Genomic DNA, 20,874 nt, shown 5'->3' with positions numbered 1-20,874 from the left:
CCTTCCGAAGTTCCCTTGTGTACGGACCAACCTTACGGCTTCCGCACTGTTCCGCCGCAGCCGTTTGCGCGCGGAAGTGAAGCGTGCCACCTCTTGATTCATCCGAGCTGTAACGACAGAAACCGATCAAAATCGGTCCGGACTCTGGACTGCGGGGACCGCGGGAGGCTATACATCGGATGACCATTGAGAGATCCGATGTTATTCCCCTGGGGGCGCACATGAGTCTGACCGTCATGGATTTCGAGGTCGACGACATCCGCTTTCCCACCTCGGAACAGCTGGACGGCTCGGACGCCATGAACCCGGACCCCGACTACTCGGCCGCATATGTCGTCCTGCGCACGGACGGCGAGGGCGCGGAGGGGCACGGCTTCTGCTTCACCATCGGACGCGGAAACGATGTCATGGCCTCGGCCATCGAGGCGCTCCGCTCCTACGTGGTGGGACGCCCCGTCCCGCGTACGGCCGCGGACCTCGCCACCCTGTACCGCAATCTCACGCACGACTCCCAGCTGCGCTGGCTCGGCCCCGAGAAGGGCGTGATGCACATGGCGGCCGGAGCCGTGGTCAACGCGGCCTGGGACCTCGCGGCGAGGCTGGCCGGGAAGCCTGTATGGCAGTTCCTCGCGGAGATGACCCCGGAGGAGCTCGTCTCCCTCGTCGACTTCCGCTACCTCAGCGACGCCCTCACTCCGCAGGAGGCGCTCGCCATCCTCCGCGCCGCTGAGCCGGGCCGCGCCGAGCGCACCGAGCGGCTGCTGGCCGAGGGCTATCCGGCGTACACCACCTCGCCCGGCTGGCTGGGATACGACGACGACAAGCTCGTACGTCTGGCCGAGGAGGCCGTCGCGGACGGTTTCACCCAGATCAAGCTGAAGGTCGGCGCCGATCTGGACGACGACATCCGCAGACTCACGCTCGCCCGCCGGGCCGTCGGCCCCGGCATCCGGATCGCCGTCGACGCCAACCAGCGCTGGGACGTCGCCGAGGCGTTGGAGTGGATGAACGCGCTCGCCCCGTACGACCCGTACTGGATCGAGGAGCCGACCAGCCCCGACGACGTGCTCGGCCACGCCGCCGTCCGCGCCGGGCAGCCGGTCAAGGTCGCCACCGGCGAACACATCGCCAACCGGGTCGTGTTCAAGCAGCTGCTCCAGGCCGGCGCGGTCGACTTCGTCCAGATCGACGCCGCACGCGTGGCCGGGGTCAACGAGAACCTCGCGGTCCTGCTGCTCGCCGCCAAGTTCGGCGTGCCGGTCTGCCCCCACGCCGGAGGCGTCGGGCTGTGCGAACTCGTCCAGCACCTCTCGATGTTCGACTACATCGCGGTCTCGGGCAGCCTGGAGGACCGCGTGATCGAGTACGTCGACCATCTCCACGAACACTTCGCCGACCCGGCCGTCGTCGAGAACGGCCGCTACGCCACCCCCCGCGAACCGGGCTTCTCGGCCCGGATGCTCCCCGCCTCCATCGCCGCACACCGCTACCCGCAGGGGCTTGCGTGGCAGGCCCCCCGCACACCCGAGGAGACCGACCGATGACCGGTACGCAGGATTTCGACGGGCTGTCCGCCCTGGTGACGGGCGGCGCGTCCGGGATCGGGGCCGCCGTGGCGACCCTGCTGCTCGCCCGCGGGGCGCGAGTCGCGGTCCTCGACCTCGATCCCAAGGGTGCTCCCGAGGGGGCACTCGCCCTGGAGGCCGACGTCACGGACGACGACGCCGTACGGGACGCCGTCGACCGGGCCGCCGCGGAGCTGGGCGGCCTGCACACCCTGGTGTCCAACGCGGGGATCGGCTCGATCGGCACCGTCGAGGACAACACGGACGCGGAATGGACCCGCGTACTGGACATCAACGTGCTCGGCATGGTCCGCACGGCCCGCCACGCGCTGCCTCATCTGCGCCGCGCCGCCGCGGGGCGGCCCGGTGCCGTGTCGATCACCCAGACCTGCTCCATCGCCGCGACCGCCGGTCTGCCGCAGCGCGCGCTCTACAGCGCCAGCAAGGGGGCCGTGCTCTCCCTCACCCTCGCGATGGCCGCCGACCACGTCCGCGAGGGGATCAGGGTCAACTGCGTCAATCCGGGGACCGCGGACACCCCCTGGATCGGCCGGCTGCTCGGTCAGGCCGAGGACCCGGCGGCCGAGCGCGCCGCGCTCGACGCCCGGCAGCCACTGGGACGGCTGGTCTCCGCCGACGAGGTGGCCGCGGCCGTCGTCTATCTGGCGAGCCCGGCGGCGGCGTCCGTCACCGGCACCGCGCTCGCCGTCGACGGAGGGATGCAGGGCCTGCGGCTGCGTCCCTCCGCCCCCTCACAGGGTTGACCGCAGCCACTGCTCCACGCTCGCCACGTGCACCGTCGCCCAGGACCGGGCCGCCTCGGCGTCCCGGTCCCGCAGTGCGGCCAGAATCGCCCGGTGCTCGCGCAGGGTGCGGCCGACCGCGTCCTCCTGGGTCAGCCCGCGCCACACCCTGGCCCGGGTGGTCGGGCCGGACAGGCCGTCCAGCAGGGAGCACAGCACCGAGTTGCCGGAGTGCTGGACGATGCTGCGGTGGAACTCCAGGTCGCCGGCGACCAGCGCCTCCACCGAGGGCTCCGGGCCGAGTGCGTCCAACTGGGCACTCAGCGCGTCCAGCTGTTCCTCGGTCATGCGCAGGGCCGCCATCGCCGTGGCCGCCGGCTCCAGGATCCGGCGGACCGCGAAGAACTCCAGCACGGTGTCGTCGCGGTGGAAGTCCACCACGAAGCTGAGTGCCTCCAGGAGCAGCTGCGGATCCAGACTGGTGACGTAGGTGCCGTCGCCCTGACGGACGTCGAGGATCCGCATCAGCGACAGCGCGCGCACCGCCTCCCGCAGGGAGTTGCGCGACAGGCCCAGTTCGGCCGCGAGTTCGCTCTCCTTGGGGAGACGGTCTCCCGGGGCCAGCGCGCCTGAGACGATCATTCCCTTGATCTTCTCGATCGCTTCGTCGGTGACGGCCATGAAGGCCTCCTCGCGCACAAGACATCCGATGTATGGATCTCATTATGCGGCCCCCGGGCGGCGCCGCGCCCCACACCCGTCGGAGGCACCGGCCCCCGGTCACTCCCAGAGCGTGGAGGGCGCCTCGCGCCGTACGACCGGGGCGATCTCCTCGGCGAACCGCTGCAGAGTCTCCAGCTGTTCGCCGTGCGACAGGCCGAAACCGTCCACGGTGATCGACTGCAGGTCGTGCCCGTACACCGCGTGGTAGCCGAGGATCTTGTCGATGATCTGCTGAGGGGAGCCGATGAGCTGCGGCCCGTTCGCGATCGCGTCCTCGATCGTGCGGAAGGGGGTGTTGTAGCCGGCCCTGCCTTCCAGGTGCGGCTTGAACGACTGGGCGACCCTGGCCTCGTACAGCTCCTTGTAGCGTTCCACGGCCTTCTCCGTCGTGTCCGCGATCAGCAGGCCGCCGGAGCCCGCCGCCACCCGCGCTTCCGCCGGGTCGTGTCCGTACTCCTCGAACCGCTCCCGGTAGTGGGCGATCAGCCCGGCGTACGCCTCACGGGGCTGGATCGCGTTGGCCGTGAAGAGCGGATCGCCGTGCTTCGCCGCGAGCTCGGGGGAGTTGAGACTGGTAGCCGAGCCGTGCCAGACGCGCGGGGGACCGGCGTACGGACGTGGCACGGTCGTCACGTTCTTCAGCGGCGGACGGAACTCACCCTCCCAGTCGACGCCCTCCTCGCTCCACAGCCGCCGCAGCAGTTCGTACTTCTCCTTCTGCAGATCCCACTGCCGCTCCTCGTCCAGCCCGAACAGGCTGAAGTGGCCGGCCTCAGCGCCCTTCCCCACGACGAGTTCGAGCCTGCCCCGTGAGATCTGGTCGAGTGTCGCGAACTCCTCCGCCACGCGCACCGGATCGAGGATCGCGACGACCGTGACCCCGGTCAGCAGCCGGATGGTGGAGGTCCTCGATGCAAGCGCGCCCAGGACCACGCCGGGGCTCGACGAGAGGAACGGCCCGGCGTGCCGCTCCCCGATCGCGTACGCGTCGAAGCCGAGCCGCTCCGCCGCCGCACCTGTCTCGATCACCTCGTGGAACCGCTCGGCGGCCGAGGGGAGTCGGCCCGTCAGCGGATGCGGGGCATGGCCGACGAGGGAGAGTACGGAGAACTTCACGGGAGCCTTCCTTCTCTGGGCGGCGGGGTGTCAGGCGCCGGCGAGGCCGAGGTGGCCGCGCAGGGTCCGGGCGGAGTACGCGGTGCGGAAGAGCCCGCGCCGCTGCAGGACAGGCACCAGCCCGGTGACGATCGCGTCCAGGTCGTCGGGAAGCACCGCCGGCCGTAGCCGGAACCCGTCCGCGCCGCCCTCGTGGAACCACTCCTGAAGAAGGCCGGCCAGCCCCTCGGGCGTACCGCAGAAGACGGCGGCGTCCGAGGTGAACGGCGCTCCGGCCGCCTCCTCCAGGCCGGCCCGGCGCGCGTCGGCCGCCTCCTGGCTGTCGCCCAGCACGACGTTGACGTCGGCGAAGACGCGCAGCGCGCCGGGCGGCCGGCCCGCCTCCTCCAGCAGCGATTCGACCTCCTTGCGTATGGCGACCAGTCCGGCGGTGTCCGCCGGAGTCACGAGGACGACGTCGCCGTGCGCGGCCGCCAGCCGGTAGGGGACCGTGGCGTGCGCGAGCAGCGTCAGCGGCGGCCTGCCCTGGGGGGAGGGCACGGCGGTGTCCCACGCCGCCGTGGCCTCGGTCAGGAAATCGTCTGCCCGCGCGAAGAGTTCGGCCACCCGCCGGTCGCCCTCGGGAGTGCCGAGGACCGCCACGAGCCGGGCGTGCTCCGGATTGCTCGTCGTGGCGCGGGGCCGCACCCCGGCCCGCCCGGCGCTCAGATGGTCGAGCGTCGCGATCCGCGTCGCCCAGGCCGTGGGATCACCCGTCGTGGGACCCAGCGGGACGAGTCCGAGCCGGTCGGTGACCTGCGCCGCCAGCGCGAGCAGCAGCGCGGAGTCGAGCCGTCCCGGGCCGTCCTCCACCGTGATGAAGTCGAGGAGTCCGGCCTCGGCGCCGCGCACCAGCCGGGCGTAGTCGTCGGGTGTGAAGGGCCTGGCGGGCGCGGCCGGATGCGAACCGGCGCCGTTGAGCGCCACTGACAGATGGAATCCCTGGTGTTCGGACATCTCTCCACTGTCCCCGCGTCACATTGCACCCGTATGGCGGCTGCATGGCACGTCCCGGGGAGCCCACGCCGCAGGGGCGGCCTCCCCGACCGGGAGACCGCCCCTGCTCCTGCGTGCCGGCGCCGTCAGCGCCCGTCGGCCAGCATGTCCTCGACCCTGGCCCGGATGCCGTCCGTGGCCAGGCCCCGGATCGTCAGCGTCGTCCGGCGGCGCAGCACGTCGTCCGCCGTCTCTGCCCACTCGCGGTCGCGGGCGTACGCCACCTGCGCCCAGATCTCCGGTGCGTCGGGGTGGATGCGCTCGGCCAGCGCGGGGTTCTCGTTCGCCAGCCGTGCGATGTCGAAGGAGAGCGAGCCGTAGTGGGTCGCCAGGTGCCGGGCCGTGTCGGCGGGCATCCGGGGACCGGGTGTACCGCCGTCGACCAGCAGCCGGTGCGCGACCGCGTTCGGGTTGGCGATACCGGGCAGCGGCACCTTCTTCGGCAGCCGTGCCATCGGCTCCATGTCCTCGCCGAGGGGGTGGCCGGGCAGTTCGGCCAGCTTGTTCATCACCGTACGGCCGATGTGGCGGAACGTCGTCCACTTGCCGCCCGCGACCGACAGCATGCCGCCGCGGCCCTCCGTCACGACCGTCTCGCGCTTGGCCTTGGACGTGTCGCCCGGACCGCCGGGCAGTACCCTCAGCCCCGCGAAGGAGTACGTGATCAGATCGCGTGACAGCTGCTGGTCCCGGACGGAGAACGCCGCCTCGTCGAGGATCTGCGCCGTGTCCTTCTCGGTGACCGCGACATCGGCCGGGTCGCCCTCGTACTCCTCGTCGGTCGTGCCGAGCAGCAGCATGTCCTCCCACGGCAGGGCGAACGTGATCCGGTACTTGTCGATCGGCGTCGCCAGCGCGGCCTTCCAGGGGCGGGTGCGCTTGAGGACGAGGTGGGCGCCCTTGGACAGACGTATGGAAGGCGCGGAGGCGGGGTCCTCCAGCTTCCGCAGGTGGTCGACCCACGGGCCGGTGGCGTTCAGCACGAGCCGGGCGTTCACGCCGAACTCCGAGCCGTCCTGACGGTCCTCCAGCTCGGCCCCCGTGACACGGCCCTTGGTGAACCGCAGGCCGGTCACCGCGGCGTGGTTGAGGACGACGGCGCCCGCGTCGACGGCCGCGCGGACCGTCATCAGCGCCATCCGGGCGTCGTTCATCTGGTCGTCGCCGTAGACCGCGACGGCCTTCAGGTTGTCCGTACGCAGCTCGGGCACGTCGCGCGCGGCCCGGGACGGGCTGATCACATGGCCGACGCCGTCACCGAACGCGGACAGCGCCGAGTAGGCGAAGACACCCGCGCCGAGCTTGGCGGCGCCGTGCGGCCCGCCCTTGTAGACGGGCAGGTAGAAGGTGAGCGGGTTGGCCAGGTGCGGGGCGACCTGACGGGACACCGCGCGCCGCTCGAAGTGGTTCTCGGCGACCAGCTTCACCGCGCCGGTCTGGAGGTAGCGCAGACCGCCGTGGAGCAGCTTGGAGGAGGCCGAGGAGGTGGCGCCGGCGAAGTCGCCGGCGTCCACCAGGGCCACCCGCAGTCCGGACTGCGCGGCGTGCCAGGCGGTGGAGATGCCCAGGATGCCGCCGCCGATCACCAGGAGGTCGTACGTCGCCTTGGAAAGCTGCTCCCGGGTCTCGGCACGGCTCGGGAGGGAGCCGGAGGCCGGATGCGTCCCGAGGGCGGGGACGCTCTGCAGGGTGGTCATGTCGATTGCTCCTCAGATCTCTTCGTCCTCGATCCAGCCCATGGTCCGTTCGACGGCCTTGAGCCAGCTCTTGTACTCGCGGTCACGGGTGGCCGCGTCCATGCGGGGTGTCCACTCGGCGGCACGGCGCCAGTTGGCGCGCAGTGCGTCGGTGTCCGGCCAGAAGCCGACGGCGAGGCCGGCGGCATAGGCGGCGCCGAGGCAGGTGGTCTCGGCGACCATGGGGCGCACCACGGGCGCGTCCAGGAAGTCGGAGAGCGTCTGCATCAGCAGGTTGTTGGAGGTCATGCCGCCGTCGACCTTGAGCGCGGTCAGCTCGACACCGGAGTCCTTGGTCATGGCGTCGCTGATCTCGCGGGTCTGCCAGGCGGTGGCCTCGAGCACGGCCCGGGCGATGTGCGCCTTGGTCACGTATCGGGTGAGACCCGCGATGACACCGCGGGCGTCGGGCCGCCAGTACGGGGCGAACAGACCGGAGAACGCGGGCACGAAGTACGCGCCGCCGTTGTCCTCGACGGAGGAGGCCAGCGTCTCGATCTCGGCCGCGGACTTGATGAGGCCCATCTGGTCGCGCATCCACTGCACCAGCGAACCGGTGACGGCGATGGACCCCTCGAGGGCGTAGACCGGCTTCTGGTCGCCGATCCGGTACCCGACGGTCGTCAGCAGCCCGTTGTACGAGTTCACCGGGGTGTGGCCGGTGTTCATCAGCATGAAGGTGCCGGTGCCGTACGTGGACTTGGCCTCGCCCTGGGCGAAACACGTCTGGCCGAACAGCGCGGCCTGCTGGTCGCCGAGCGCGGAGGCCACCGGGACGCCGTCGAGGACGCCGCCCTTGGCGTTGCCGTACACCTCGGCGGAGGACCGGATCTCCGGCAGTACGGAGGCGGGGATCTCCAGCGACGTGACGATCTTGTCGTCCCACTGCATCGTGTGGAGATTCATCAGGAGGGTGCGCGAGGCGTTGGTGACGTCGGTGACGTGCACGCCGCCGTCCGTGCCTCCGGTCAGATTCCAGATGACCCAGGAGTCCATCGTCCCGAAGAGGATGTCGCCCCGCTCGGCGCGCTCGCGCAGCCCCTCGACGTTGTCGAGCAGCCAGCGCACCTTCGGGCCGGCGAAGTACGACGCGAGCGGCAGGCCCGTCTCGCGGCGGAAGCGGTCCTGGCCGACGTTGCGGCCGAGCTCCTTGCAGAGCGCGTCGGTGCGGGTGTCCTGCCAGACGAGGGCGTTGTGGACGGGCTCACCGGTGTTCTTGTCCCAGAGCAGGGTGGTCTCGCGCTGGTTGGTGATGCCGATCGCCTTGACGTCGGCGGAGGTGATACCCGCCTTGACGATCGCCCCGGCGACGACCTCCTGGACGTTCTCCCAGATCTCATTCGCGTCGTGTTCGACCCAGCCCGGCTTGGGGAAGATCTGCTCGTGCTCCTTCTGGTCGACGGAGACGATCCGGCCGTCCTTGTCGAAGACGATGCAGCGGCTGGACGTGGTGCCCTGGTCGATGGCCGCGATGAACGGGCCGGTGGTGTGTGCGTCGGTCACGGTTGGCTCCCGGAAGTCTGTGCGGTGCGAAGATGAGGGCTCAGGCGAAGGCGAGGTTGTAGAGCCCGCCGGCGAGTGCGCCCCCGATGAGCGGTCCTACCACCGGTACCCAGGCGTAACCCCAGTCCGACCCGCCCTTGTTGGGCAGAGGCAGCAGCGCGTGCACGATGCGCGGACCGAGGTCACGCACCGGGTTGATCGCGTAGCCGGTCGGACCGCCGAGCGACAGACCGATGCCGACGACCACCAGTGCGGTGATCAGGGCACCCAGCGCGCCGAGGCCGTTGCCCTCGTCGTTGAGGCCCTGGGTGAGGATCGCCAGGATCAGCACGAAGGTCGCGATGATCTCCGTGACCATGTTCTGCACCGTGTGCCGGATCTCGGGACCCGTGGTGAAGATGCCGAGCACGGGGCCCGCCTTCGGTGCGGACGACTGGTCGACCATGCCCTTCTCGGCCGGCTGGTCCTTCACGATCTCGGGATCCGTGAGGTGCGCGTGGAACTGGCCGTAGTAGACGGCCCAGACGAGCACGGCACCGATGATCGCGCCGAGCAGCTCGGAGGCGAGATACAGGGGCACGTCGCTCCACGCGGTGCCACCTTGGATGGCGAGGCCGATCGTGACGGCCGGATTGAGGTGGGCGCCTGACACCCCGGAGGCGATGTAGGCGCCGGTCAGTACGGCGAAGCCCCACCCGAAGGTGATGGCCAGCCAGCCGGCGTTGTGCGCCTTGGAGCGCTTGAGCGTGACGGCGGCACAGACACCGCCGCCGAGCAGTATGAGTACGGCGGTACCGATGGTCTCGCCGATGAAGATGTCGGAGCTGGACACCCGTGACTCCTTTGTCCTTCGTCCAGGGGAAGGCGAAACACCGGGTCCCTCCGGTGGATCGCACCCCCAGGTGGGTACTCGTTCGGGACGGGTACTTCACCTGTAGGGCTTGACCGGCCCTCGGCACTGTCACACTCTAACGCGTATTGCCGTTAAGCGTTCGACAATGCCGACCGGTGAACGGCAATGTTTCTCCCCGATGGGGGGTGCGTCAAGAGGTGTGTGACGCGCGACTCGATCGTTACCGACGCCGCGGGGTGTGCTCAGAAGCGCCCGGCGCCCAGATCCCGGGACACGGCACGGGCGCAGTCCCGTACGGCCGCGACGAGCTCGGGCCGCAGCTCGCCGCCGGCGCAGACACGCTCCACCGCGCCGGTCACGGCCACGGCGCCGACCGGCATCCTGCGGCGGTCGTGGATGGGGGCGGCCGCGGCCGCCACGCCCTCCCAGGTCTCCTCGACGTCGGCCGCCCAGCCCTGCGCCCGGATCAGGTCGAGCAGCGACTCGAACTCCTCGTCGCCCGTGACGGTGCGCGGCGTGAAGGACCGCCGCTCCACCTCCGTGGCCTCGCTGTGCGCGACCGGGTCGTAGGCGGCCAGGACCTTGCCCAGCGCGGTGGAGTGCAGCGGCTGCATGGCGCCGACCTCGAGCACCTGGCGGCTGTCGTCGGGCCGGAAGACGTGGTGGACGATCAGTACCCCGTGCTGGTGCAGCACGCCCAGGTGGACGCTCTCGCCGCTGGAGCGGGCCAGGTCGTCGGTCCACACCAGCGCGCGGGCCCGCAGCTCGTGCACGTCGAGATAGCTGTTGCCCAGGCGCAGCAGCTCGGCGCCCAGCTGGTAGCGCCCGGACGCGGCGTCCTGCTCGACGAAGCCCTCGTGCTGGAGGGTGCGCAGGATGCCGTGCGCCGTGCCTTTGGCCAGACCCAGGGACGACGAGATGTCGGACAGGCCGAGCCGACGCTCGCCGCCTGCCAGCAGACGCAGCATCGCGGCTGCCCGCTCGAGCGACTGGATGTTCTTCGCCATCGCGCCGTACTCCTCCACCTCGGTTCGACAATGCTGAACACTATCGGTCGATGCCGACCTCTGTCCGGTGGCGCGAAGATTATGCGTCACCCTGTGAGCGGGCCCGTTCACGGGACAGCATGCAGTCCGCCCCGTGGGACGCGATGCCCGCCCCGGGCGCCTCCCCGCTACGCTGGCCGCGTGCCCCTTCCGCAGAAGGACGCAAAGCCGACAGCCGTCGCATCCCAGGGAGAACATCCATGGCCTCGTTGCCGACCCCCTCAGCTGACAGCCGGACCCGAGCCGCAGCGCTCCGTGAGGCGCTCGCCACCCGGGTCGTGGTGGCCGACGGTGCCATGGGCACCATGCTCCAGGCCCAGGACCCCACCCTCGAGGACTTCGAGGACCTCGAAGGCTGCAACGAGATCCTGAACGTCACGCGCCCCGACATCGTCCGCTCGGTGCACGAGGAGTACTTCTCGGTCGGCGTGGACTGCGTCGAGACGAACACCTTCGGGGCCAACGCCTCCGCCCTGGGTGAGTACGACATCCCCGGCAGGATCCAGGAGCTCTCCGAGGCCGGCGCGCGCATCGCCCGCGAGGTCGCCGACCGGTTCACCGAGTCCACCGGCCAGCAGCGCTGGGTGCTCGGCTCCATCGGCCCCGGCACCAAGCTGCCGACCCTGGGCCACGCGCCCTACACGGTCCTGCGCGACGGCTTCCAGCAGAACGCCGAGGGGCTGATCGCCGGCGGCGCCGACGCGCTCATCATCGAGACCACGCAGGACCTCCTGCAGACCAAGGCCGCCGTGCTCGGCGCTCGGCGCGCCCTGGAGGCGATGGGCAGCGACCTCCTGGTGCTCTGCTCACTGGCCTTCGAGACCACCGGCACCATGCTGCTCGGCTCCGAGATCGGTGCCGCCCTGACCGCGCTCGAACCGCTCGGCGTCGACATGATCGGCCTGAACTGCTCGACCGGCCCCGCGGAGATGAGCGAGCACCTGCGCTACCTCACCCGCCACTCCCGCATCCCGCTGCTCTGCATGCCGAATGCCGGGCTGCCGGTGCTCACCAAGGACGGGGCGCACTTCCCGCTCGACGCCGAGGGCCTGGCCGATGCCCAGGAGACCTTCGTCCAGGAGTACGGCCTCTCGCTCGTCGGCGGCTGCTGCGGTACGACGCCGGAGCACCTGCGCCAGCTCGTGGACCGCGTCCGCGGCGCCGAGCTCACCACCCGTGCCCCGCGCCCCGAGCCCGGCGCGGCCTCGCTCTACCAGACCGTCCCGTTCCGCCAGGACACCTCGTACCTCGCGATCGGCGAGCGTACGAACGCCAACGGATCCAAGAAGTTCCGTGAGGCCATGCTCGACGCGCGCTGGGACGACTGCGTCGAGATGGCCCGCGACCAGATCCGCGAAGGCGCCCACATGCTCGACCTCTGCGTCGACTACGTGGGGCGCGACGGGGTCGCCGACATGGAGGAGCTGGCCGGCCGGTTCGCCACCGCCTCCACCCTGCCGATCGTGCTCGACTCCACCGAGGTGCCCGTCCTGCGCGCCGGACTGGAGAAGCTGGGCGGCCGGGCCGTACTGAACTCCGTCAACTACGAGGACGGCGACGGCCCCGAGTCCCGCTTCGCCAAGGTCAGCGCGCTGGCCGCCGAGCACGGCGCCGCGCTGATCGCGCTGACCATCGACGAGGAGGGCCAGGCCCGCACCGTCGAGCACAAGGTCGCCATCGCCGAGCGGCTCATCGAGGACCTCACCACCAACTGGGGCATCCACGAGTCGGACATCCTCATCGACTGCCTGACCTTCACCATCTGCACGGGCCAGGAGGAGTCCCGCAAGGACGGGATCGCCACGATCGGTGCCATCCGCGAGCTGAAGCGCCGCCACCCCGACGTACAGACCACGCTGGGTCTGTCCAACATCTCCTTCGGTCTGAACCCGGCGGCACGCGTCGTCCTGAACTCCGTCTTCCTGGACGAGTGCGTGAAGGCGGGTCTGGACTCCGCGATCGTGCACGCCTCCAAGATCCTGCCGATCGCCCGGCTGGAGGAGGAGCAGGTCAAGGTCGCCCTCGACCTGATCCACGACCGCCGGGAGGAGGGCTACGACCCGCTGCAGCGGCTCATGGAGCTCTTCGAGGGCGTCAACATGAAGTCGATGAAGCAGGGCAAGGCCGAGGAACTCCTCGCTCTGCCGCTGGACGAGCGGCTCCAGCGCCGCATCATCGACGGGGAGAAGAACGGCCTGGAGGCCGACCTCGACGAGGCGCTGCAGACCCGGCCCGCGCTCGAGATCGTCAACGACACCCTGCTGGCGGGCATGAAGGTCGTGGGTGAGCTCTTCGGCTCCGGCCAGATGCAGCTGCCCTTCGTGCTGCAGTCCGCCGAGGTCATGAAGAGCGCGGTCGCCCACCTCGAACCACACATGGAGAAGACCGACGACGACGGCAAGGGCACCATCGTGCTGGCCACCGTCCGGGGCGACGTCCACGACATCGGCAAGAACCTCGTCGACATCATCCTGTCCAACAACGGCTTCAACGTGGTCAACCTGGGCATCAAGCAGCCCGTCTCCGCGATCCTGGACGCCGCCGAGGAGCACCGCGCCGACGTCATCGGCATGTCGGGCCTCCTGGTGAAGTCCACCGTGATCATGAAGGAGAACCTGGAGGAGCTGAACCAGCGCAAGATGGCGGCCGACTACCCGGTCATCCTCGGTGGCGCCGCCCTGACCAGGGCCTACGTCGAGCAGGACCTGCACGAGATCTACGAGGGCGAGGTCCGCTACGCCCGCGACGCCTTCGAGGGCCTGCGCCTCATGGACGCTCTCATCGCGGTCAAGCGCGGTGTCCCCGGCGCCAGCCTCCCCGAGCTGAAGCAGCGCAGGGTGCCCAAGCGGGAAGCCCCCGCGGCCGAGGTCGTGGAGCCCGAGGAGGGTGTGCGGTCCGACGTGTCCGTCACCAACCCGGTCCCCGAGCCGCCGTTCTGGGGCACCAGGGTCGTCAAGGGCATCCAGCTCAAGGAGTACGCCTCCTGGCTGGACGAGGGCGCGCTCTTCAAGGGCCAGTGGGGCCTCAAGCAGGCCCGCGCCGGTGACGGGCCGACGTACGAGGAGCTCGTGGAGCGCGAGGGCAGGCCGCACCTGCGCGGCTGGCTCGACAAGCTGCACACCGAGAACCTGCTGGAGGCCGCCGTCGTCTACGGCTACTTCCCCTGCGTCTCCAAGGGCGACGACCTGATCCTGCTGCACGAGGACGGCTCGGAGCGCACCCGCTTCACCTTCCCGCGCCAGCGCCGCGGCCGTCGCCTCTGCCTGGCCGACTTCTTCCGCCCCGAGGAGTCGGGGGAGACGGACGTGATCGGCCTCCAGGTCGTCACGGTCGGTTCGAAGATCGGCGGGGCCACCGCCGCGCTCTTCGAGTCGAACTCCTACCGCGACTACCTGGAGCTCCACGGGCTGTCCGTGCAGCTGGCCGAGGCGCTCGCCGAGTACTGGCACGCACGGGTCCGCAGCGAGCTGGGCTTCGCCGGCGAGGACCCCTCCGACGTCGAGGACATGTTCGCGCTGAAGTACCGCGGCGCGCGCTTCTCGCTGGGCTACGGGGCCTGCCCCGACCTGGAGGACCGGGCGAAGATCGCCGAGCTGCTGGAGCCCGAGCGGATCGGTGTGAAGCTCTCCGAGGAGTTCCAGCTCCACCCCGAGCAGTCCACGGACGCGATCGTCATCCACCACCCGGAGGCGAAGTACTTCAACGCACGGTAGAGCACTGTTCAACGCGCGGTAAGGGGCTATTCCGCGCGCAGGACGTGCACGAGTCGTAGACTGGTCGGTCCAGTGCAGGCCGGCCGCCGTTCCCACCGGGAAGGCGGTCGGCCTTCTCGTCCCTCTTGGAGGTGTGCCGGATGACCAGTACGGTCCCCGCGTCCCTGACCCGTACGGCCGAAGGGTCGGCGCTGCAAGCCGTCCTTCTCGACATGGACGGCACACTGGTCGACACCGAAGGATTCTGGTGGGACGTGGAGGTCGAGGTCTTCGCCGACCTCGGTCACCGGCTCGAGCCGGCCTGGCGGGAGGTGGTCGTCGGCGGGCCCATGACCCGCAGCGCCGGATACCTCATCGAGGTCACCGGGGCCGACATCGCCATCGAAGAACTCACCGTGCTGCTCAACGACCGCTTCGAGAAGCGCATCGGACGCGGTGCGCCACTGATGCCGGGCGCCGCACGGCTGCTCGCCGAGCTCGCCGCGCACGAGGTGCCCACCGCGCTGGTCTCCGCCTCGCACCGGCGCATCATCGACCGGGTCCTGGACTCGGTGGGCCGCCACCACTTCGCGCTCACGGTCGCGGGGGACGAGGTGTCCCGCACGAAGCCCCACCCCGACCCGTACCTCGCCGCGGCGGCGGGTTTCGGGGCGGATCCCTGGCGCTGCGCGGTTATCGAGGACACCGCCACCGGGGTCGCCGCGGCCGAGGCGGCGGGCTGCCGGGTCGTCGCCGTGCCGTCCGTGGCACCGATCGCCCCCGCCCCCGGGCGGGTGGTCGTGCCCTCCCTGGAGCAGGTGGATCTCGCCTTCCTGCGGGACCTGATCGCCGACGAGTGAGAGCGGGTGTACCGAGAATGCTTCGTGGACAGGCGACAAGAATTCAGCTGTGAAATCTGTTCGTTCCCCGCTTTCGCGCACCGTCTGAATCAGGTCCATGTCAATACACCCGGCGGCGCGGGGGCGTGATGTTCGTCACTCGGCGTAATGTTCGTGGGGCCTGCAGATCGGCCAGGCTGTCCGATTCGAGGCCCCCATACGTCCGTATTGATGAAGTCGTGTACGAAACATTCCCGAGCGTGACATGGACAACCCGTCATCGGCGATCACCGAGTGAATACGCGGCCGATCCGCACCGGTCAAGTCCCCCTGCGGCGCCTACTAATCTCGGTTTTCTCACATGCCGGAATGAGGGAGAACGTCCAGATGAACCGCAAGACGCTGGTGCTGCCGGCCGTAGTGGGCCTGCTCGCACCCGTGCTCGCCGCCTGCGGCGGGTCGGACGACGGGGGCGATGCCATCGTTGTCGGGACAACGGACCAGTTCATCGCCTCGAAGGACAACCCGGCCCCCCTCGACCCCGCCATCGGCTACGAGGCGGGCGTGTGGAACGTCCTGCGCCAGACCGTGCAGACCCTGACCCACATACCCCGCGGCGGCGGCGAGCCGGTGCCCGAGGCAGCGAAGAGCTGCACCTTCACCGACACCGAGAACGAGAGCTACCGCTGCACGCTGCGTGACGGCCTCACGTTCGCGGACGGCACCCCCGTCACCCCGGAGGACGTGAAGTACTCCATCCAGCGGGTTCTCGACATCAAGGACGAGAGCGGCCCGGTCGGCCTGCTCTCCAACATCGACACGATCGAGACCAAGGGCGAGGACCAGGTCGTCTTCCACCTGAAGACCTCGGACGCCACCTTCCCCTACAAGCTCGCCACGCCGCCCGCCGGCATCGTCCAGAAGGACAACTACCCGGCGAAGGAGGCCCGCGAAGGCTTCCAGGTCGACGGATCCGGCCCCTACACCATGAAGCCCGAGGTCGACGGCGACCAGGTCGTCAAGGTGGTCTTCACCAAGAACCCCAAGTACAAGGGCGATCTGAAGGTCAGGAACGAGAAGGTCGAGCTCGACCTCTTCCCCGACGCGGCGGCGATGGGGAAGGCTCTGGACGACAAGAAGATCGACATGATGACGCGCACCATGTCGCCCGAGCAGTCCCAGAAGATGCTGGAGGAGCCGGAGGAGGGCGTGAAGCTCACCGAGATGCCGGGCCTCGCCATCAGCTACCTCGGCTTCAACACCGAGGACCCCTTGGTGAAGAACAAGGCCGTGCGCCAGGCCATGGCCCAGATCATCGACCGCGGGTCCATCGCCAGCAAGGTGTACGGCAGCACCGCCGAGCCGCTCTACTCGCTGATCCCGTCCGGCATCACCAGTCACACCAACTCGTTCTACAACAGGTACGGCGAGCCCGACGTGGACACGGCCGCCGGGATCCTGGACAAGGCCGGCATCGACACCCCGGTGAAGTTCACGCTGCACTACACGACGGACCACTACGGTCCCGCGACCAAGGCGGAGTTCGAGGCGCTGGCGAAGCAGCTCAACGCAACGAAGCTGTTCGAGGTCGACGTCGAGGGCACCCCCTGGGACAAGTTCCGCCCTGCCCAGAAGAAGGGCGAGTACGCCGTGTACGGCATGGGCTGGTTCCCCGACTTCCCGGACCCGGAGACCTACATCGCACCGTTCCTCGACGAGGACAACTTCCTCAACTCGCCGTACACGTCGACCGAGGCGCAGGGCACGCTCATTCCCCAGTCCCGCCGCGAGGCCGACCGCAGCGCCGCGACGCCGACCTTCGAGAAGCTCCAGGACATCGTTGCCAACGACGTTCCCGTGCTCCCGGTCTGGCAGGGCAAGCAGTACGTCGCCTCGCTCGACGAGCTGACCGGTGTGGAGTGGGCCGTCACGTCCTCGGCCGACCTCCAGCTCTGGGAGCTGGGCCGCGGCGATTCCTGACGCGGCATCCCGCACGAACGGGCGCGGTCCGGGGCCACTGGCCCCGGACCGCGCCCGTTCCTGCGTCCGTCTCACTGGGCGCCGGGGCGCACCAGACCGCTCTCGTAGGCGTAGACGGCGGCCTGCACGCGGTCGCGCAGGCGCAGCTTCGTCAGCACATGGCCCACATGCGTCTTGACCGTGGTCTCACTCACGAACAGGTCCGCGGCGATCTCCGCGTTGGACAGCCCGCGCGCCACCAGCTTCAGCACCTCGACCTCGCGCTCGGTCAGGGTGTGCAGGGCGTCCGGGACGGGGTCCTCGCCCGACGGCAGATGGTCGGCGTACTTGTCGAGCAGCCGGCGCGTGATGCTCGGCGCCAGCATCGCCTCGCCCGCGGCCACCACCCTGATGGCCTGCACCAGCTCGTTGGCCGGCGCGTCCTTCAGCAGGAAGCCGCTGGCGCCGGCGCGCAGCGCCTCCACCACGTACTCGTCGAGATCGAACGTCGTCAGCACCAGGACCTTCGCCGGGCCGTCCCGCCCGGGGCCCGTGATCTGGCGGGTCGCCTCGACCCCGTCCATCCGCGGCATCCGGATGTCCATGAGCACGACATCGGGCTGCAGCGCCCGCACCTGATCGATGGCCTGCAGGCCGTCGCCGGCCTCACCGACCACCGCCAGATCGCCCTCCGCCTCCAGGATCATCCGGAAACCGGTACGCAGCAGTGGTTGATCATCGACGAGCAGGACGCGGATAGCCACGTAATCTCCTTAAGGGCCTTCCAGGGCCGCGGGCCGGCCGGCCTCGGGCCGGACCGGCTCCATTCTGCCCTGCACAGCCTCCACCGATTCGGGCGGGCGCACGGACAGCGGATAGACCGGGGGAGTCCCGCCGAATTCCGGGCAGACCGCCCGGTGGTCGCACCAGCCGCACAGCTTCGTCGGCCTCGGCCGCCACTCGCCCGTCTCGGTGGCGAGCCGGATTGCCTCCCACAGCGCAAGCAGCTTGCGCTCCACCCGCTCGAGGTCCGCCGGCACGGGGTCGTACGTCATCACGTCACCGCTGCCGAGATAGACCAGCTGGAGCCGGCGCGGGACCACGTTCTTCAGGCGCCACACCACCAGGGCGTAGAACTTCATCTGGAAGAGCGCGCCCTCCGCGTACTCCGGCCGGGGCGCCTTGCCCGTCTTGTAGTCCACGATGCGGACGTCACCCGTCGGGGTCACGTCCACGCGGTCGATCACGCCGCGCAGCCTCAGCCCCGAATCCAGCTCCGTCTCGACGAACAGCTCCCGCTCGGCCGGCTCCAGGCGGGTCGGGTCCTCCAGCGAGAACCACCGCTCCACGAGCCGCTCCGCCTCGCCGAGCCACCCCGCGAGCCGCTCTCCCCCCGGATCCCCCTCGAAGAGCTCCGTCAGCTCGGGCTTCGACTCCAGCAGCCGGTCCCACTGGCCCGGGATCAGCGCCTTGGCCCTCGGCGCCGTACGGTCCGCCGCCGGGGCGTCGAACAGACGCTCAAGCACCGCATGCACCAGCGTGCCCCGGGTAGCAGCCTCACTGGGCTTCTCCGGGAGCTTGTCGATGACCCGGAAGCGGTACAGCAGGGGGCACTGCATGAAATCGTTCGCGCGCGACGGCGACAGGGACGAGGGTGGCTGAGGCGGGCGCGGTACGGACGTCATGTCGCAGACCCTACGGCCCGCCACTGACACCCATCGGCATACCATCGACGACAGAGCTCGCACACAGCATGATCGTGGCAGAAGCCACCGACCGAAGGGACCCCGTGGACGAGAGCGGCGACAGCGGGCGCCCGCAGCCCGGCGCAGGGGGCAAGGACCCCGGCACCGGACCGGACAAGGGCAAACCGCGACGCCCGGCAGACCCGGGAGGCGGCCTCCTGATGGGGCGCCCCTTCGGCGTGCCCGTGTACGTCGCACCCAGCTGGTTCGTCGTCGCGGCGCTGATCACATGGGTCTTCGGAGGACAGCTCGACCGCGTCCTGCCGGAACTCGGCGGGGCCCGCTACCTGGTCGCGCTCTTCTTCGCGATCGCCTTCTACGCGTCCGTGCTCGTCCACGAGCTCGCCCACACCGTCGCCGCCCTGCGCTACAAGCTGCCGGTGCGCCGCATCCAGCTCCAGTTCTTCGGCGGCGTCTCCGAGATCGAGAAGGAGACCGAGACCCCTGGCCGCGAGTTCGTCCTCGCCTTCGTGGGCCCCCTGCTCTCCCTCGTCCTCGGCGGTGTCTTCTACATCCCGCTCCAGTTCGTCGAAGCGGGCACCGTCCCCGGCGTGCTCCTCGCCGGGCTGATGGTCTCCAACCTCATCGTCGCCGCCTTCAACCTGCTGCCCGGCCTGCCCCTGGACGGCGGCCGCATGCTCCGCGCGGTCGTCTGGAAGATCACGGGCAAGCCCATGAGCGGCACCATCGCCGCCGCGTGGGTCGGCCGGGGCCTGGCCATCACCGTCTTCGTCGGCCTCCCGCTGCTCACCCACACCGGCGCCCTCGGCAACGCCACCGGTGAGATCAGCGGGTTCGAGACCGTCACCGACGCCCTCCTCGCGGCCATCCTCGCGGCGATCATCTGGACCGGCGCCGGGAACAGCCTGCGGACGGCGCGGCTCCGTGAGCACCTCCCCGAACTCCGCGCCCGTACCCTCACCCGGCGTGCCGTGCCCGTGGAGTCCGCCACCCCGCTCTCCGAGGCACTCCGCCGCGCCAACGAGGCGGGCGCCCGCGCCCTCGTCGTCGTCGACGGCCAGGGCAGCCCCAAGGGCGTCGTCCGGGAGGCGGCCATCGCCGGCGTCCCCGAACACCGCAGGCCCTGGGTGGCCGTCAGCGGCCTCGCCCAGGACCTCACCGACGGTATGAAGGTCCCGGCCGAACTCGCGGGCGAGGCCCTGCTGGACCGGCTGAAGGCCACCCCGGCCACCGAGTACCTGGTGGTCGAGGAGACCGGCGAGATCTACGGCGTCCTCTCCACCGCCGATGTCGAGCGCGCCTTCATCAAGGCCATGGCCCGTCCCTCGGCCTGACGTCCGGAAAGCGGCCCCCGAAATACCGGTAGGCTGGTCACATGTCCGAACCGACCGGTGCCGCCCGCCGTCGCGGCCCATTCAAAGTCGGGGACCAGGTCCAGCTCACCGACCCCAAGGGACGCCACTACACCTTCACGCTCGAGGCCGGAAAGAATTTCCACACCCACAAGGGTTCTTTCCCGCACGACGAGCTGATCGGTGCTCCCGAGGGCAGTGTTGTCCGAACCACGGGAAACGTCGCCTATCTCGCGCTGCGTCCCCTGCTCCCCGACTACGTCCTGTCCATGCCCCGCGGTGCCGCCGTGGTCTACCCGAAGGACGCGGGTCAGATCCTCGCCTTCGGTGACATCTTCCCCGGTGCGCGCGTCGTCGAAGCCGGCGTCGGCTCGGGTGCGCTGAGCACCTTCCTGCTGCGCGCCATCGGCGAGCAGGGCATGCTGCACTCCTACGAGCGCCGCGAGGACTTCGCCGAGATCGCCCAGCAGAACGTCGAGCGCTACTTCGGCTCGCCGCACCCGGCCTGGCAGCTGACCGTCGGCGACCTCCAGGACAACCTCTCGGACACCGACGTCGACCGTGTCGTCCTCGACATGCTCGCCCCGTGGGAGTGCCTCGAGGCCGTCTCCAAGGCCCTGGTGCCCGGCGGCATCCTCTGCGCGTACGTCGCGACCACGACCCAGCTCTCGCGGACGGTCGAGTCCATCCGTGAGATCGGCTGCTTCGCGGAACCGCAGCCGTGGGAGTCGATGATCCGCAACTGGCACGTCGAAGGCCTGGCCGTCCGCCCCGACCACCGGATGATCGGCCACACCGGCTTCCTCGTCACCGCCCGCCGTCTCGCGGACGGCGTCGAGCCGCCGCTGCGCCGCCGCCGCCCGTCCAAGGGCGCCTACGGCGACGACTACGACGGTCCCGGCAGCCGGAGCGGCTCCGCCACCCGCGACTGACCCGTACAACGCGAAGGCGCCGCCGTCGAGTTCCCGGACCGACCCGGGGAGCCCGGCGGCGGCGCCTTTCCCGT

Annotated in this window: 16 protein-coding genes; 7 read left to right on the top strand and 9 right to left on the bottom strand. The window is 70.1% G+C overall.

Going from position 1 to position 20,874, the window contains the following annotated elements; genetic code table 11:
- Nucleotides 1-221 precede the first annotated feature (221 nt).
- Nucleotides 222-1,544 carry an L-fuconate dehydratase gene (locus OG379_RS08265; protein WP_405660793.1) on the top strand — a complete coding sequence of 441 codons (1,323 nt, stop codon included), beginning with the start codon at nucleotides 222-224 and terminating at the stop codon, nucleotides 1,542-1,544.
- Complete coding sequence (locus OG379_RS08260) at nucleotides 1,541-2,329, top strand: SDR family NAD(P)-dependent oxidoreductase (RefSeq protein WP_405660791.1); 789 nt, start codon at nucleotides 1,541-1,543, stop codon at nucleotides 2,327-2,329. The genes OG379_RS08265 and OG379_RS08260 overlap by 4 nt, the downstream gene beginning before the upstream one ends.
- On the opposite strand, the gene OG379_RS08255 is transcribed toward OG379_RS08260, so the two are convergent.
- The 7 genes from OG379_RS08255 to OG379_RS08225 all read right to left on the bottom strand — a co-directional run bounded on the left by OG379_RS08255 (nucleotide 2,318) and on the right by OG379_RS08225 (nucleotide 10,281).
- A complete protein-coding gene (locus OG379_RS08255; RefSeq protein WP_393758119.1) occupies nucleotides 2,318-2,989 on the bottom strand; it encodes a FadR/GntR family transcriptional regulator in 672 nt (223 codons plus the stop codon). The genes OG379_RS08260 and OG379_RS08255 overlap by 12 nt on opposite strands.
- 99 nt (nucleotides 2,990-3,088) lie before the next feature.
- Nucleotides 3,089-4,147 carry an LLM class flavin-dependent oxidoreductase gene (locus OG379_RS08250; protein ID WP_393758121.1) on the bottom strand — a complete coding sequence of 353 codons (1,059 nt, stop codon included), beginning with the start codon at nucleotides 4,145-4,147 and terminating at the stop codon, nucleotides 3,089-3,091.
- A 30-nt stretch (nucleotides 4,148-4,177) separates the two neighbouring features.
- On the bottom strand, nucleotides 4,178-5,143 hold the full coding sequence (locus OG379_RS08245) for an LLM class flavin-dependent oxidoreductase (protein WP_405660788.1): 966 nt from the start codon (nucleotides 5,141-5,143) through the stop codon (nucleotides 4,178-4,180).
- Nucleotides 5,144-5,268: 125 nt separating this feature from the next.
- A complete protein-coding gene (locus OG379_RS08240; RefSeq protein ID WP_362943037.1) occupies nucleotides 5,269-6,879 on the bottom strand; it encodes a glycerol-3-phosphate dehydrogenase/oxidase in 1,611 nt (536 codons plus the stop codon).
- A 12-nt stretch (nucleotides 6,880-6,891) separates the two neighbouring features.
- The gene (gene glpK, locus OG379_RS08235; protein ID WP_393758127.1) at nucleotides 6,892-8,421 is read right to left on the bottom strand and encodes a glycerol kinase GlpK; all 1,530 of its coding nucleotides are present in this window, start codon (nucleotides 8,419-8,421) and stop codon (nucleotides 6,892-6,894) included.
- Nucleotides 8,422-8,461: 40 nt separating this feature from the next.
- Entirely contained in the window at nucleotides 8,462-9,253 is a 792-nt protein-coding gene (locus tag OG379_RS08230; protein ID WP_405660783.1) for an MIP/aquaporin family protein, read from the bottom strand.
- 263 nt (nucleotides 9,254-9,516) lie between these two features.
- Nucleotides 9,517-10,281 (bottom strand): IclR family transcriptional regulator, encoded by a 765-nt coding sequence (locus OG379_RS08225; protein WP_362943046.1) that lies wholly within the window; start codon nucleotides 10,279-10,281, stop codon nucleotides 9,517-9,519.
- A gap of 239 nt (nucleotides 10,282-10,520) precedes the next feature.
- Between OG379_RS08225 and metH the strand changes: the two genes are divergently transcribed.
- The 3 genes from metH to OG379_RS08210 all read left to right on the top strand — a co-directional run bounded on the left by metH (nucleotide 10,521) and on the right by OG379_RS08210 (nucleotide 16,831).
- Complete coding sequence (metH, locus tag OG379_RS08220; RefSeq protein WP_405660781.1) at nucleotides 10,521-14,033, top strand: methionine synthase; 3,513 nt, start codon at nucleotides 10,521-10,523, stop codon at nucleotides 14,031-14,033.
- 140 nt (nucleotides 14,034-14,173) lie between these two features.
- Entirely contained in the window at nucleotides 14,174-14,872 is a 699-nt protein-coding gene (locus OG379_RS08215; RefSeq protein ID WP_362943051.1) for an HAD family phosphatase, read from the top strand.
- 366 nt (nucleotides 14,873-15,238) lie between these two features.
- Nucleotides 15,239-16,831, top strand: coding sequence for an ABC transporter substrate-binding protein (locus OG379_RS08210; RefSeq protein ID WP_405660777.1), 1,593 nt, complete (start codon nucleotides 15,239-15,241; stop codon nucleotides 16,829-16,831).
- Between the two features lie 71 nt (nucleotides 16,832-16,902).
- Here OG379_RS08210 and OG379_RS08205 read toward each other — a convergent pair whose 3' ends face one another.
- Nucleotides 16,903-17,574: a response regulator gene (locus OG379_RS08205; RefSeq protein WP_393758138.1), complete on the bottom strand. Its 672-nt coding sequence runs from the start codon at nucleotides 17,572-17,574 to the stop codon at nucleotides 16,903-16,905.
- A 9-nt stretch (nucleotides 17,575-17,583) separates the two neighbouring features.
- A complete protein-coding gene (locus OG379_RS08200) occupies nucleotides 17,584-18,429 on the bottom strand; it encodes a RecB family exonuclease (protein WP_405668443.1) in 846 nt (281 codons plus the stop codon).
- A 170-nt stretch (nucleotides 18,430-18,599) separates the two neighbouring features.
- On the opposite strand from OG379_RS08200, the gene OG379_RS08195 reads away from it, so the two are divergent.
- On the top strand, nucleotides 18,600-19,850 hold the full coding sequence (locus OG379_RS08195; protein ID WP_405668441.1) for a site-2 protease family protein: 1,251 nt from the start codon (nucleotides 18,600-18,602) through the stop codon (nucleotides 19,848-19,850).
- A 41-nt stretch (nucleotides 19,851-19,891) separates the two neighbouring features.
- Nucleotides 19,892-20,800 (top strand): tRNA (adenine-N1)-methyltransferase, encoded by a 909-nt coding sequence (locus OG379_RS08190; RefSeq protein WP_307127888.1) that lies wholly within the window; start codon nucleotides 19,892-19,894, stop codon nucleotides 20,798-20,800.
- The last annotated feature ends 74 nt before the right edge of the window (nucleotides 20,801-20,874 follow it).

Origin of the sequence: Streptomyces sp. NBC_01166, assembly GCF_045039765.1 — a bacterium.
Lineage (GTDB): Bacteria > Actinomycetota > Actinomycetes > Streptomycetales > Streptomycetaceae > Streptomyces.
This window is presented reverse-complemented; position numbering and strand designations above follow the sequence as displayed.

Excerpts from the sequence above, each read along its gene's own strand:
- OG379_RS08265 (WP_405660793.1), top strand. The coding sequence starts at position 222 with ATGAGTCTGACCGTCATGGATTTCGAGGTCGACGACATCCGCTTTCCC.
- OG379_RS08260 (WP_405660791.1), top strand. The coding sequence starts at position 1,541 with ATGACCGGTACGCAGGATTTCGACGGGCTGTCCGCCCTGGTGACGGGC.
- OG379_RS08255 (WP_393758119.1), bottom strand. The coding sequence starts at position 2,989 with ATGGCCGTCACCGACGAAGCGATCGAGAAGATCAAGGGAATGATCGTC.
- OG379_RS08245 (WP_405660788.1), bottom strand. The coding sequence starts at position 5,143 with ATGTCCGAACACCAGGGATTCCATCTGTCAGTGGCGCTCAACGGCGCC.
- OG379_RS08240 (WP_362943037.1), bottom strand. The coding sequence starts at position 6,879 with ATGACCACCCTGCAGAGCGTCCCCGCCCTCGGGACGCATCCGGCCTCC.
- OG379_RS08225 (WP_362943046.1), bottom strand. The coding sequence starts at position 10,281 with ATGGCGAAGAACATCCAGTCGCTCGAGCGGGCAGCCGCGATGCTGCGT.
- metH (WP_405660781.1), top strand. The coding sequence starts at position 10,521 with ATGGCCTCGTTGCCGACCCCCTCAGCTGACAGCCGGACCCGAGCCGCA.
- OG379_RS08215 (WP_362943051.1), top strand. The coding sequence starts at position 14,174 with ATGACCAGTACGGTCCCCGCGTCCCTGACCCGTACGGCCGAAGGGTCG.
- OG379_RS08210 (WP_405660777.1), top strand. The coding sequence starts at position 15,239 with ATGAACCGCAAGACGCTGGTGCTGCCGGCCGTAGTGGGCCTGCTCGCA.
- OG379_RS08200 (WP_405668443.1), bottom strand. The coding sequence starts at position 18,429 with ATGCAGTGCCCCCTGCTGTACCGCTTCCGGGTCATCGACAAGCTCCCG.
- OG379_RS08190 (WP_307127888.1), top strand. The coding sequence starts at position 19,892 with ATGTCCGAACCGACCGGTGCCGCCCGCCGTCGCGGCCCATTCAAAGTC.